General features: G+C 38.3%; 13 protein-coding genes. 8 read left to right on the top strand and 5 right to left on the bottom strand.

The features are described from left to right. Positions 1–30: 30 nt before the first annotated feature. The 5 genes from GC093_RS17210 to GC093_RS17195 all read left to right on the top strand — a co-directional run bounded on the left by GC093_RS17210 (position 31) and on the right by GC093_RS17195 (position 2,133). Positions 31–843, top strand: a complete 813-nt coding sequence (locus GC093_RS17210; protein WP_171653132.1) for an FRG domain-containing protein — start codon at positions 31–33, stop codon at positions 841–843. 213 nt (positions 844–1,056) lie between these two features. Beyond that, positions 1,057–1,383, top strand: a complete 327-nt coding sequence (locus GC093_RS17205) for a hypothetical protein (protein WP_171653131.1) — start codon at positions 1,057–1,059, stop codon at positions 1,381–1,383. Then, positions 1,373–1,807: a hypothetical protein gene (locus tag GC093_RS17200; RefSeq protein ID WP_171653130.1), complete on the top strand. Its 435-nt coding sequence runs from the start codon at positions 1,373–1,375 to the stop codon at positions 1,805–1,807. The genes GC093_RS17205 and GC093_RS17200 overlap by 11 nt, the downstream gene beginning before the upstream one ends. After that, entirely contained in the window at positions 1,800–1,961 is a 162-nt protein-coding gene (locus GC093_RS35510; protein ID WP_216624678.1) for a hypothetical protein, read from the top strand. Before GC093_RS17200 ends, GC093_RS35510 begins: the two co-directional genes overlap by 8 nt. Then, a complete protein-coding gene (locus GC093_RS17195; RefSeq protein ID WP_171653129.1) occupies positions 1,951–2,133 on the top strand; it encodes a hypothetical protein in 183 nt (60 codons plus the stop codon). The genes GC093_RS35510 and GC093_RS17195 overlap by 11 nt, the downstream gene beginning before the upstream one ends. Positions 2,134–2,142: 9 nt before the next feature. On the opposite strand, the gene GC093_RS17190 is transcribed toward GC093_RS17195, so the two are convergent. From GC093_RS17190 to GC093_RS17170, 5 genes are all read right to left on the bottom strand, one after another. Then, entirely contained in the window at positions 2,143–3,321 is a 1,179-nt protein-coding gene (locus tag GC093_RS17190) for a site-specific integrase (RefSeq protein WP_171653128.1), read from the bottom strand. 103 nt (positions 3,322–3,424) lie between these two features. Then, a complete protein-coding gene (locus GC093_RS17185) occupies positions 3,425–4,363 on the bottom strand; it encodes a tyrosine-type recombinase/integrase (protein ID WP_216624677.1) in 939 nt (312 codons plus the stop codon). A gap of 8 nt (positions 4,364–4,371) precedes the next feature. Beyond that, on the bottom strand, positions 4,372–5,472 hold the full coding sequence (locus tag GC093_RS17180) for a tyrosine-type recombinase/integrase (protein WP_171653126.1): 1,101 nt from the start codon (positions 5,470–5,472) through the stop codon (positions 4,372–4,374). 10 nt (positions 5,473–5,482) lie between these two features. Beyond that, positions 5,483–6,976, bottom strand: a complete 1,494-nt coding sequence (locus tag GC093_RS17175) for a tyrosine-type recombinase/integrase (RefSeq protein WP_171653125.1) — start codon at positions 6,974–6,976, stop codon at positions 5,483–5,485. A gap of 113 nt (positions 6,977–7,089) precedes the next feature. After that, positions 7,090–7,887, bottom strand: a complete 798-nt coding sequence (locus GC093_RS17170) for a hypothetical protein (RefSeq protein WP_171653124.1) — start codon at positions 7,885–7,887, stop codon at positions 7,090–7,092. A 405-nt stretch (positions 7,888–8,292) separates the two neighbouring features. Here GC093_RS17170 and GC093_RS36645 point away from each other — a divergent pair, with 405 nt between their 5' ends. The 3 genes from GC093_RS36645 to GC093_RS17150 all read left to right on the top strand — a co-directional run bounded on the left by GC093_RS36645 (position 8,293) and on the right by GC093_RS17150 (position 13,135). Continuing rightward, positions 8,293–8,625, top strand: coding sequence for a helix-turn-helix domain-containing protein (locus GC093_RS36645; protein ID WP_312886553.1), 333 nt, complete (start codon positions 8,293–8,295; stop codon positions 8,623–8,625). A gap of 521 nt (positions 8,626–9,146) precedes the next feature. Next, a complete protein-coding gene (locus tag GC093_RS17160) occupies positions 9,147–9,371 on the top strand; it encodes a hypothetical protein (RefSeq protein WP_171653123.1) in 225 nt (74 codons plus the stop codon). A 1,154-nt stretch (positions 9,372–10,525) separates the two neighbouring features. Continuing rightward, complete coding sequence (locus tag GC093_RS17150) at positions 10,526–13,135, top strand: DEAD/DEAH box helicase (protein ID WP_171653121.1); 2,610 nt, start codon at positions 10,526–10,528, stop codon at positions 13,133–13,135. Positions 13,136–13,504 lie beyond the last annotated feature (369 nt).

Below are 13,504 nucleotides of genomic sequence, written 5' to 3'. Positions count from 1 at the left end.
AATTTAATAATCAAATAGGGGGTAGTAATTTTGGTAACAACGCGTACGGAAGAAAATAAATTTGTAAAACTCGCTAGGGGAAATTATAAAGATGGGTTTACAGAATTCGAGATCAAGGATTTTAGTGAGTTTAATGAACTTGTTTGTGACGAGTTATTAGACATTCCTAACTATATTTGGCGAGGACAAAGAGACTCGGAGTGGTTACTTGAGTCCACTCTTTCAAGAACAATAAAGGGTATTGTCGATGATGAAGAAAATGTGAATTCATATATTAATAATCATCTTAAGAATTTTAAGTATGCGACTAGGGGACGAAGAGGTTTTAATCCCGCAAAGTTAACCGAAGAAGAATGGTGGGCTTTGGGGCAACATCACGGTCTGGACACTCCTCTATTAGATTGGTCAATTTCTCCTTACGTTGCAGCCTTTTTTGCCTTCTCTGAAGAAGCAAAATCGACAGATGGATTTCGTGCTATTTATGCGTTTAATAAACCAGAGATTGAGATGAAGAGTGAGGAAATATTGGAGGATCCATCTTGCGGAAATGAGGACATCATTCGATTTATAAATCCACTAACTGATGAAAACCAACGGCTGGTAAATCAAAGTGGCTTATTCACTTTGGGGCCAATATCAGTTGACTTAAAATCATGGATTTGTAACAATTTCAAAAATGATACTAGGAGACAAAGATTGATGAAAATAAAAGTTCCAGACGAACAGAGAGAGATGTTTTTAAAAGCTTTAAACAGAATGAATATTAATCATTTGACATTATTTCCCGATCTTACCGGCGCATCACTATATTGTAATTTATCATCTAAAATAAAGAACTACTAGAAAAATGGCTTATTATAGTTTATTAACCTTGAGTCTTGATTTGCATTTGGACACAGGTGTACGAAGAAGGTGGACTCTGATTAAAGCATACGGATGTTAAGAGAAATACGCGGCCTCAAATTCTCTGTTCTCTCAGTACTTAGTGACCGGTTGACTGTCTAGAAACCTATTTCAGCATAGACAATTACTTGATCTCAGTTAGGAGTTGGGACAATGGTTACTAAAAATGAAATGAAACATGCAGACACGATGATAATTCTTAAGCCATTTATAGATATTTATAACCAGCATTTTAAAACAGCGTTTGAACCTATCGCGAGGATTCTCGATAGTGGAAGCACTGGAGCTGATGTGGAGGATATCAATAAGAAAGATTTAACAGAGAAGCTCATCGTGGAACATAAGCGTCTTCCCATTTTTATTTATCCGGAGGAAAAGAAGCTGCACTATGTAAGAGAGAAATTCCTTAACATGGTCGGAAAGTGGGATAAATATTTGATTAATCCAGTCGGCTTTAAATTTCCAGCCTATGTCCGATAAGCAAATCGAATTGGAAGCAAATTCATTTCTTAAGAAGTTGGAAGATTATTGCGATTTAAAGCTTGATTTGAGGTGTTTCAAGCACCAAGGGAAGCATATTAAAATTAGTTACTGGGAGGATGGTGCAGAATATTTATCCAGCATAAATGGCCCTGAGCGTAGCGTTCCAGATCTGAATAGTATTGTAGCCCATGCCGATACTGTTCTCGAACGATCTGTTATCTATGAGACAGCCAATGAGCGCAATACTATTTTCCTTCTCGATCCGACGAAGAAACACATAGATGAGCTCTGGGGAGCATATCCTACACTTCAATTGTATAAAAACGTGGCTAATGAAGTAATTAGAAATATCCGTGAAAGTGAGAAAAAGTTCCATAGTGGTGTAGAAGGAAAGGTTTATTGTAATTTCACCTGTGTCTGAATTGGGCGATTTGACTTTCGAGATGGATTTGTTTAGCACCGAGTCTTTTGCGGAATATTTTTTTTCATCCTTTAAAGCAGAAATTCCAGATAACATTGATGGAATATTTTTGCATGTAAAGGTTGATAATAACGATCAACTTTATGAACTGTAAGTATACGGTTGATTTAAGTAAGTTTGCTTACCGCGCTCATATTCAATTCGCTATTAACATTACTGAGGTTGTCCAAAAGAGTGACACGCGTACGGCCACTTCAAAACCGCCTCCTTTGGCGGCAGTCAGTGACTTCAGCCCAAATGAACTGAAGACGCCGGGAAACTCCTAGGCGTCTTCGTTATTGTCCTTGTGCAGCTTTAGATGTAAAGAATGATTCGAATTTATCAGCAGCAGCTTGATCGGCAGTTCGAAGAGCGTGGCCGTAAATGTTCATTGTTGTAGTAATGCTTCCGTGTCCAAGCCGCTCTGAAATGATTTTGGCATGAACGCCTTGGTTAATCAGAATTGTAGCCGAGGTATGTCGAAGATCATGAAATCGGATGTACCGGAACCCGTTTTTCTTAACGAACTGTCGAAACCAAAGATAGGGGCGTTCATGATGGAATGGTTGTCCATCGGGATGTGAAAACATAAAAAACCAATCACGGCCGCGCCACGCATCCCCAATGTTATTTCGTTCTTGCATTCTGTAGTCGTAATATTCCTTTAGCTCTTTAAGCATAGAACTTGGTAAAGCAACTTTTCGAATGGATTTTTTTGTTTTTGGCTGTTTGACAATGATTTCACCTTTGAGAGCGTGAATCATCGTTTGTGAAACATCCAACACGCCACTGTTGAAATCAAGATGCTTCCATTCAAGTCCAAGCAACTCGCTTCGTCGTAAGCCGGATGTAAGAGCCAACGTAATCATGACCCTCCAGTGATAAGGCTCACGTTGCAATGCTCGAAGCATTTGTTCAACCTCTGCCCCATCGTAAGGAATAATCTCCTTTGAACTGACTTTTGGTTTTTGCACATCGCTTACCGGATTTCGTTTAATAATTCTCCATTCAACTGCACGTTTGAGTATATTTTTTAAGATACGATGTTGAATTTCGATTGTTCCCGAGGCTAACCCTCCGCTTTTTTTATCTCCACGGCTGCCTTCCTTTTCAAGTTGGTCAAGAAAGTTCACAATGTGAAGCGGTTTGATTTCTTCCAGCTTTAGATGCTGAAAGTACGGAAGAATCCGGGTCTTTAGATTAGAGTCGTAAGTATATAACGTCTTGTATCCCAAATGCTTTACGGCATATTTATTCCGCCACTCTTCAACAAACGCTCCGAATTTCATTTTTTCTGGTGCGATATATTCTCCGGCTTCAACTTCCAGCCGAAATTTCGCATATTCGCTTTCCGCTTCCCGTTTTGTCCGGCAATGAACAGTTTTTGTGAACCGAATGTATTTACCTCTAGCGTCTTTGCCAGCGTTGACCGTCAAGAACCATGAGTTATCGCCGCGCTTTTGGATATTAGCCAACTTCAAACACCTTCTACGATGGATTTTTATAATAGTTATTATTTCCAATCGTGAAGAAGTAAGACCTTACATCGAAAGATTGATTGATAATAATTTACTTCGTTTAAGTATCTTCGAGAATTTTAGCCAAATCGTTCAAAGGTGGTACATAGCGTAGCGTTGTTCCTACATTTTTGTGTCGTAGCTGGTGTTGAATATCGACGATGTTCATACCGCCTGTTTGCATCAAATATCCGGCCGTTCGTCTAAGATCGTGCGGACGAATGTGTCTTGCTAGGTTCGCATCATTTGTTAATTCAGATAATATCCGTTTAATCTTGTCAACGGTCATGATTTTTCCCTGTTGATGGAACAGGTATTCATCGCCTTGTTTTTCATACTTTATATACTCGGGATGTTGTGTATAACGTTTAAGCTCTTCGGTGAGATCCTTAGGAAGTGCAACAGATCGTTTGTCAGTTTTTTGTGCGTCAAAAACCTGTATAATCCTTATCTTCAAATTCAATCGCTTCCTTCTAAGGAAACGGACCTCTGAACTACGCAGCCCTGTGATCAGCATAAACCAGATAAACACAAATTCCTGCCGGTAAAATGGGTTTCTTAGTAAAGCAGCTCTTAAAAGTGCATAGCACTCTTCTTTGGATAATGAGGTGTTCTGAATTGGACTCTCGAATTTAGGCCTGGGATAACCGAGCATCGGGTTATGCTGGATCAGATTCATGTCATGAAGGAATTCAAAAAAACGTTTTAGCGCGGAAATAGTGCTCGCTATCAGCTTATCCGTAACTTGCTCTTTTTTCTTTAAATCAAAAACAAATCGGTCAATAACTTGTCGTTGAATGGGTAGGTACCTGCCCGTGTGTTCACGACTGGCATGAAATTGATCAAAATCAAGCGTACCTTCGAAGCCTTCCCGAAGCAAGAAGGCTTCGAACCTTTTTAGAGCGATAATGTATCCTTGCTTAGTGCTCTTACTCAGCATAAAATGGTCACTCCAGAACTGAAAATAGCCGGATTGAAGTAAAAAAGCCAAAAAAATCACCTGCTTTCTCAAAACAGATCACTGGCTTTAAGTTGCGCCAGGGGATGCTGGTCAATTGCCGTGACCAGCATACTGTCAAATAATTTTAGATAAACCTCCGTAGAACTGAGCCACGAATGTCGCATCAACTCCTTGATCGTATAGAGGTTTACGCCAGACTCGAGCAAATAAAGGGCAAAGGAATGCCGCAGTGAGTGTACAGAAAGCTGATAAGGTTTTTTATCGGATTTTGGTATCGAGCTCGTCTCGTCGATCAAGGATGCAAACATCTTCTGAATCGTGCTTTCATGCAGGGGGGATTTTCCCTTATCATCGGAAAAAATAAATCGTTCCAGATAATCCTGCTCATTCTTTACGCCGTGGTAACGAAAGTTTACGTATACATTCAGTATATCAAGGGCTGATTTGGTGATTTTACTTGGCTGTTTATACCCCTTTTTTCCTTTTCCACGTACCAAAATTTCTTGACGGGATGAAACAATATCTCTGATCTGCAAATATAACAATTCGCTTAACCGAATACCGGAGCCAAGAAAGGTCCATAAAATAGTGAAATTGCGATGAGCCTCGCGGCCGAGCCTGACATGACAAAGGAGCTCATCCAACTGCTCCTTGGTGAAAGCTCGTGGCTCGCGATTTCGATCTATTTCGATGGAAAGGGTTCTTTTCAGTTTTCCGATATCACGGTTAAAGAAATGCGAAAAAATCTCACCGAGAAAACTTCTCAAAAATGCAGACTTTTTACTACGTGTATTGAGCTTCTGAACAGGTGCCAAATATTCGGTCAAAAAGACAGCAGAACTAACCTCTGTAATTGATGGATTGGTCCCTTTTAAACGTCGGCAATACCGCAAGAACAAGTCCATCTCGTATCGATAGGCTTGCTGCGAAGAGTTTGCCAAACTTTGAAACGCATCGCTTGCGAAGTAATGAGGAACCGCATCCTCAAGCAGAAGCTCTTCGTAGCGCTTCATTGATTCGGTGTTGTTAGAAGGCAATAGAGAATGCAACAGGCGCTTAAACGTATCCGGTCCATACTGATCTGCCAGTTGGGATAGGGTTTCTTCCAGGGCGACTTCGTTTGTCACAGCATCATCAAATATAGGCATCGCTTTGTCCTCACTCGTATTTCAGTAAATTGATTTGACTGATCATGTGCTGGTCGTGGCGTGCCACATGTATATACAAGCCGACGGTATCCAGCATGGTTACGCGGGCCAATTCTTTTAACACTTGCGGTAGGGTCCCTTTGTGTGCAAGACGTGTGATAAAGGTATGTCGAAAGAGATGTACACCGCCAGGAAAAGCCCAATCAGTGATCATGGCGTAGAGTTTGAAATATTCATATAAGTTGCCCGCAATGGTAGATGTTTTTTCTCCCATTAGGTACGTTGTCATCGGTTGGTATTGAAGCTCTCGCAAAAGCTGATAGAGTTTCCCTACGAGTGGCAAAACGTGGGTCTTCTTGCCTTTACTATGGATGACAATCGTTCGCGTCCCCAAATTAATATCTTTCCATTTGATTTTCGCCACCTCAGATAACCTGAGGCCCAGATGTAACATCAATCGATATCCAATCTGTTCGCGCACGGGATCCCCAGCGTACCGCCTCACCACGTGAAAAAACGCTTCAATATGCTGATCTGTCGGAATGTCACGTGGTTTATAACGGGGAGCCTTAATCGCACGGAAACGCTGAAGCGGAGGCTCGTATCCAAAACGTTCTTTCAAATAGCGGTAAAACGAGCGAATGGCGTATATGCAGTGAGTAAACGTTATCGTACTGCAAATCCCCTCCTTGACCAATTTCATTTTGTAGCTCCGGTACGCCAGCAAGTGGTCATTTTGAATCTGGAAAACCGAAATTTCCATAGGGGAAGTTCCCGCAAATATTCGGACGTTTGCACAAAGCCAATCAAAAAGCTGGTGAACATAGGTAATTGTGTTCCGAACATGTTTGCGTGCGAATCCTTTTTGCTCAAGATACATTTTGAAACTTAGGATTCGTGGATGCATACGTGGAAGCTCACGTGGTGCCTTAGCTATGGGGAATTTTTTGTCCATTAACCCTGCCTGTATCGACTTCCGCATTAAGAAATGAAAAAGAGATGACGTTAACTCATTCTTGGCCAAATGCTTCATGCAATAACAAAGAGACACAGGATCAAGCAGGTGCCTATTTTCAACCTGGACGGGCGTAATTCCATGGAGTTTGGCAGTCTGAATCAGTAGATTACGAGCGTGTTCATATTTTTTGAAGAAGTCATGGGGGACAATCTTCATCCCACGACTTAGAAATTCCCGTAATAAACTTACGGGAATTTCGCTTAGCACCCTATTTTCCCATATCCACTGATTAATACCTAACGGTCCTAGATGGGTGTTGTCCTCAGTATTTTGAATTTCAGGCATCAACTGCTTTGCGTATAACAGGTTCTCCACCTTCTCTCGTGTGACTTTCTTAATATCATGATCGTCACTTAGAGTAGGAAAAATACCCGGAACGTCAAGAATCTTTTCGGCAAAAGAAAAATTCTGCCGAAAAGATTCTTGGGGATCGAGTTGGGCTTTATTTTCCAAACGGGGGTGTATATCCGAAGGGTTTTTCTGCATAAGCTTGGCCTCCATTAGGTATGTTTAGCATTAGCCTAACCATGTTGATGAATTATAGTTAAACACTCATCAATGTGAGAAAGCCACCATTATGGAGGGGAATATAAGTAAATCTAAAGGGGGGAAACGGTGGTAAGGTCACGCGCCTCTACGATGTTTAATAATTCTGCAAACGCAGCCTCTTTATTGGATTTTGGTCCTATGATCCAGAAAGATCGTTTGTTTGGTCGAAGAGGAGTGTATGTTGTCACAAGATGCGTTGCAAACGGAAACATATTATAAATGATGTTCTTTTTTTTCGGATAAAGTGCGGGTTCGTGGTTTAAATGGAATTCGAGATACTCCATTTCTGGATAGCTTCTTACCCATCTTGCAGTGATTGGACTGTTCTCCCCTTCAAAAAGTGAGAGGGGATTACTAATCCAATAGCCTTGTATACTCCGAACCCGAATTCTCTCCGCACTAAGTTCATCGATTCGTTTTTCAGTGGATGCCCCATTAAACCAATATTCTGTTGGAATAGAAAAAGACTTTTCATCAGGTTTTTGCTCTACAATAGTTTGCCAAGGAGCATTGCACATGACTGCAAAAGTATGGATGACACTGAGAGGTGGCTGCAAACTTGTATTTAACAGTTTATGTGCGGTTCCTGAGGCAATTCCTGTTCCTTCTCGTATCATTTGTTGGCTTAAACCGTACGAATTTGCATATAGCATTCTTCGGAAGAAGACATCTGGATACAGAACCAATTGTTCCCAAAGACTTTTGTCGATTTGAATACGTAATAGCAAACGATGATTTGCATTAAGTAAATAAGTACGACACTCCGTTTTTTTTATTTTATCCGTCGAATTTAAAAATTCCCTGGCCTTTTGTATAGGCAGATTCCAATATATATCGTTTGTATTCATTAGCATTCACCACCACATTTATCATAGCCATGATGTGAATCGAATGCCGATTTTCTAAAAAACCAAGAGTGGGAGATTAATGCAAACAGGGTAATTCGAGACTTCAAAGGCTCTCACCACGCTTCTCTCCTTAAATGTAGTTTGTATTGGAAAACTAAGTAGCTAAAGAGTCTAGTGTTGTTCTAGGACGTAAATTACAGAAATTTTACATGGCTAGAATTTTTAATGATTACATATCAGGCAAAGGCTGATGCTTAAAATTATCGATACCACAAACAGAAAAACAAAATTCAGAATATCCAAAGTGTACACATACCAGAGATAACACCTCCTAAACAAAATCAGAAGTCATATATCAATTTGGGACTGTATTCTCAAAGATCACAAAGAGGAGCAGGGATTGTTATGAGAGAATATGAATTGTTACGAATTCAATTACTAAAAACATTATTAGAAATGGAGGAAAAGCTGTTAGTCGGTGTCGAAAAGGCAACCTTTCAATCTCAGGCGACTGCAGATAGCAGGGATGAGAATTTAACCTTTCCAAAAGATGATATTCAGGTTAAAGCCGTATTTTCTGTATCGGAGTTGTCCGATTATCTTGGCGTCTCAACTGACTGTATATATACGATGGTGCGTGAAAATCAAATTCCATTTGTAAGGATTCGAAGAAGAATATTATTTTACAGAGATTCGATCAATTCATGGATTCACACTCCCCCCAAAAAAACTAAGTAACTCAAACGTACAGTCAAAAAGAGAAGTTATCTTTAATCAGCTCTTGACTAAAATGAAATTCATGAAAATGCTGATTATTGCTCATATGGGAAAGACGAAATTGTTTAACAATCAAATATCCCAAGTTACATTTGTATTTTCATCTGAAAATTTCACTAAAAACAAAAAACCACAAACTACCCCTAATGAAGGGATTAATTTGTGGTGGTTGATTTGTTTTGATTAATACAACGATACAATAAAATTAACATAAAAACTATAGGTAAATTGTACTTGTATCCGAGGAGTTACAGGTGAGATGGATATGAGTAGCTTTTTGGTACCCTAAGGGTATGGCTGAGATATTGTTGATTATATCCATATAGAACATGCTATTTTCAAAATTACGAAAGTCTGGATAAGATCTTGGATCCATTGACCGCACCTGACTTCATGTGATAACAGCTAATACCTAATGCTTCATGTAATGATCTATTTAAACTCATTCACTGTATTACATAATAGAGAGGAGTGGAGATTTTATGATCCAGTTTGGCCCCCAACTTCCTATAAGTGAAATATATATGAATGCGGTTATTAAGCAGTTGCAACAAAATAAAGGTTTGGACGAATCCCAGGCAACACAGCTTTTTGAAAAATACTATCTCCCAATTTATAAGCAGTGGGGAATGCAACCTAATGTCGAAGAGTTCGCCGAAAAGTTTCAGAACATCGATGATCTAGTTAGTCGGGAGGAACAGGCGTAAACTTAAAAACCTTTGTAAAAACAACAAGTCCGATTGACAAAGAAGTATTGTTAATCAAGGAGTTACCGAAAGAAAAGTGTTACTGATTTATGAGATTGTGAAAGAAATTTATGAGGTTCCATAACCATCGAACCGCTATCCAAATATAAAATAGTCGATTGAAACAAGGAGCCTCCAAAGTATTTCCTATTCTACAAGCAAGGCTTATGGTCTTGGGGCGGTGTGGTAAGTTGGAGCGAAAGGAAAAGGGATATAGAAGGAGCTTGTGATGAGCAGCTCCTCAATAGTGGTCAGAAAGGGCCAGCAAACCATCTTATACAAAGAGGGTAACAACCCCAATTGTGCACTTGAAGTGAAACTAAGTCAATGTGCTGAATAATATCTCGACTTGCCAATGTAGGTGCATAAGTATGAATTCAAATAGAAGATTAATTGCTTTGGGTCCTATGTTCATAACTGGGACCTACCTTAAAAAGTTGAGCGGATAGAATAGATAATATATTTATTTGAGAAAATTAGATTTTGTCAATCATATCTTGCCAATGAAATTATAAATATAATCTGAATGGCGCCGACTACTCTGGTCAAGAATAACCAATTCTATTTACTTATCGTCATGTGGAGATTGCTCGTCAGAATTATAATCAGTAATCATAGTTGATAATTCTATTTCATTACTGTTATATGGCATGCCACACGATTTTAGCTTCTCGTTACATTCTTTGACTATAAGTCTTATGATACGATTCAATAACTGTAGCTCCTGTGTCTGAAATTTCTCAAGTATATTGGGATCAATTGTTTTGTCAGTGTAGTGCATATGTACATATCTGTAGGCAATATCCAACTTTAGAAGCTCTTGCGAAGCAAAAACTCCGGTATCAATTATCTTATTCACAAGTTTTTCCTTGTTAAACTCGGTAATAGAGTCAGACAACTTAACTGATTCTCGTTTAATTGTACTCTCTTCTAAATTTGTCAATACTTTTGATTTCGTTTTCTATGTAATTACTTTGCTGGTTGTTCAGCTTAATAATTATAAAAACAAGTCATTTCTCTACATATTTCGACATACTTTTCAAATTGGAACGAATAAAATGAGTTTATATCGAATGCTATCAATACTTGTTGACATAAGGAAGGGGGAGTTTGTATTGACGGAGAAGAAGAGATTCGAGTTTGTTAAGCCCAAAGTAGGTAAAGTTATTGAAAAAGACCCTGAATCTATATTTAGAGAGCTGCAAATTCCTAATGTGAAGGGTCTGTGGTCTCAACAAGCAGACATTTTACGTGAATATTATAATAATTTTAAAGGTAGGCAGGATATTGCAATTGAATTGCCAACGGGTACAGGTAAAACGTTGATAGGGTTATTAATTGCAGAGTATCGAAGGAGATGTAATCAAGAGCAAGTACTTTATTTATGTCCTACTCGACAACTTGCTGGTCAAGTTTATGCAAAAGCAAATGAATATGGATTGCCCGCGAGTTTATTAATAGGTCCACAAAATAACTATCCTGATGATGAATATGGAGATTATGTAACTAACAAGGCAATTGCAATAACTACATATAGTGCAGTTTACAATACAAATCCAAAGTTAAACGATGCAGATACCATTATATTTGATGACGCTCATTCTGCTGAAAACTACATTTCCTCACTCTGGACAACTGAGATAAAGAGGAAGGATAATAAGGAAGTTTTCGAGAGCATCATTGAATTATTCAGAGGCGATATTAATGATTATCATTATAACAGAATAATGAATGATGATATGGAATTTTATAAGCCGATATATGACCTTATTCCATATCCAAAGTACTTAGAGAAACTTCCCCAATTAATAGAGCTACTTGAAGCAAATATTGCAAATTGTGGAAACGCTAAGTATGCATGGTCAATGATAAATGAGAACTTAGAATCCTGCCAAATGTACTTTTCATGGGGGGAAATTAATATCAGACCACTTATTTCTCCTACTCAAACACATTCGGCATTTAGCAGGGCTAAACAAAGGATTTATATGTCTGCTACACTCGGCGAAGGTGGAGAACTTGAGAGAATAACAGGAGTAAGAAAAATTGACAAAATCCCAATCCCGAAAGGCTGGGATAAGTATAGCAATGGTCGAAGGTTGATTTTGTTTCCAAATAGGGTTTTTAATCAAGAAGAGTCGATTGAAGTCGCTTTGAAAGCTATTAGAAATCATGGAAGAGCTTTGGTATTATGTCCAGATAATAGGGCCGCTCAGTTCTTCAAATCAATGGTTGAAAAAACATTGCCTAGCTTTAATATTCTTCAATCTACAGATATTGAAGATAGTTTGGATTCATTTACCTCAAAGAAAAAAGCAGTACTAATACTAACAAACAGATACGATGGAATTGATCTTTCGGGAGATATTTGTCGATTGCAAATTGTTTTTGGCATGCCAGAGGCGACTAATTTACAAGAGGCATTTATGTGGAATAGATTAAATGCTAATTCCGTATTAAATGAACTTGTAAAGACAAGAATCACACAGGCGCTCGGTCGTTGTACACGTTCAAGCGACGATTTTGCTAATGTCCTTATGATAGATTCGAATTTAATGAAGTTTTGTGCAAAGGTTGAAAATCGAATAGGATTCCATCCTGAAATTCAAGCGGAAATAGATTTCGGTTTGGAAAACTCAGAAAAAATTGAAACAGTCGATGAGATGGTTGATTTCATGAATGATTTCATTACTGATGAGGATTACTATGCTTCAATCAACGATGCGATAACAGATATACGCGAAGAATACGAAAAGAGGCCTAAAGCAGAGGTTAAAAAACTTGTACTAAGTGTTGAGAATGAAGTTGATTTTGTATACGCACTATGGAAGAAAGAGCTAAGTCGCTCTCTTGAGAAAGTTAAATCTGTTATTGAAAATTTAAGCGGTGGAAGAGAACTTGATGGATATCGTGCATGGTGGAATTATTTAGCAGGTAATGCGGCATATCTTGCAAAAGGGACACTTCCTATAGATTCGAATTTAGATAAGCAATATTATTCGACAGCACTTAGAAGTACAAACGCAGTTTCATGGCTTTCAGAGTTGGTACATCATATTCCTGCTGAGAAAGATGTTCCGAAGGTAGACCCTTACTTAACTACGCAAGTTGAAAATGTTGATGCAGTTCTTAGTGGGCTAGGCCTCCATGGTCAAAAGTTTGAGAAAAATATGAAACAGTTTTTAGAGCTTATAAATAATGATGATGCCAAGAAGTTTGAACAAGGCTTAGGACTAATCGGGCAGTATCTAGGTTACGAGCCTGGAAAACCTAATGGTGATGGTACACCTGATGGTATTTGGTCGTTGAGAAATAGATACTTAGGATTTGAAGCAAAAACGGAAGAAAACGAGAAGGACCCTGTCTATATCGATGCATGTAGACAAACAAGTGGACATAAAAAATGGATAATCGAAAATTGTAATGTACCTGAGGATTCGAACATCGATGCTATTTTAATTAGTCATAAAAGTACAATTCGAAAAGATGCTTTGCCACATTCAAGAGAGCTTTATCATATTAACTGCGGCTCAATTCGTGAATTAGCATTAAAGACAGCAGGAGTGCTAAGAAAAATAAGAGCAGTATTAGTAAAAGACCAGGGTTTCGATTTATTCACAAAGGAACATATAAGTAATACTCTAAGTGCAGAGAATCTTACATATCGTGAAATAGAGGAGTTCTTCAAAACACTCTCTCTTGATGAACTTGAAGTTGTAAATTAACAACAATAAAGGTGTTGCTATTAAATACGCAACACCTTTTAATATTGGAGGGGACGATGAAAATAAGGACTATAAGTTCTGATTCCGAAATTGAAAAGTAAATCTATTTAAAAAGTAAGGTTGAAGTGTGGTTTGATCAATAGATACCTTTAATGAAGACACAGTTAAAATCAATGGTAACTATATACTAAGAAAGCACTGTAATTTAAAAATAATAGATATGAATTTTACTCTAGTATAATAATTCAAATAGCATTATTTGTGTATGGGAATATTAAAACATAGATTCACCTCATTCTATCTTTTAAAGAGAAGGAAATGTAAAATGGCGGGACAATTAGGAACTCATTATCTTCTAGAAAGCGTAAT

The organism is Paenibacillus foliorum, from assembly GCF_013141765.1.
Classification (GTDB): Bacteria; Bacillota; Bacilli; order Paenibacillales; family NBRC-103111; genus Paenibacillus_S; species Paenibacillus_S foliorum.
This window is presented reverse-complemented; position numbering and strand designations above follow the sequence as displayed.

Excerpts from the sequence above, each read along its gene's own strand:
- GC093_RS36645 (WP_312886553.1), top strand. The coding sequence starts at position 8,293 with ATGAGAGAATATGAATTGTTACGAATTCAATTACTAAAAACATTATTA.
- GC093_RS17175 (WP_171653125.1), bottom strand. The coding sequence starts at position 6,976 with ATGCAGAAAAACCCTTCGGATATACACCCCCGTTTGGAAAATAAAGCC.
- GC093_RS17205 (WP_171653131.1), top strand. The coding sequence starts at position 1,057 with ATGGTTACTAAAAATGAAATGAAACATGCAGACACGATGATAATTCTT.
- GC093_RS17170 (WP_171653124.1), bottom strand. The coding sequence starts at position 7,887 with ATGAATACAAACGATATATATTGGAATCTGCCTATACAAAAGGCCAGG.
- GC093_RS17200 (WP_171653130.1), top strand. The coding sequence starts at position 1,373 with ATGTCCGATAAGCAAATCGAATTGGAAGCAAATTCATTTCTTAAGAAG.
- GC093_RS17195 (WP_171653129.1), top strand. The coding sequence starts at position 1,951 with ATGAACTGTAAGTATACGGTTGATTTAAGTAAGTTTGCTTACCGCGCT.
- GC093_RS17160 (WP_171653123.1), top strand. The coding sequence starts at position 9,147 with ATGATCCAGTTTGGCCCCCAACTTCCTATAAGTGAAATATATATGAAT.
- GC093_RS17180 (WP_171653126.1), bottom strand. The coding sequence starts at position 5,472 with ATGCCTATATTTGATGATGCTGTGACAAACGAAGTCGCCCTGGAAGAA.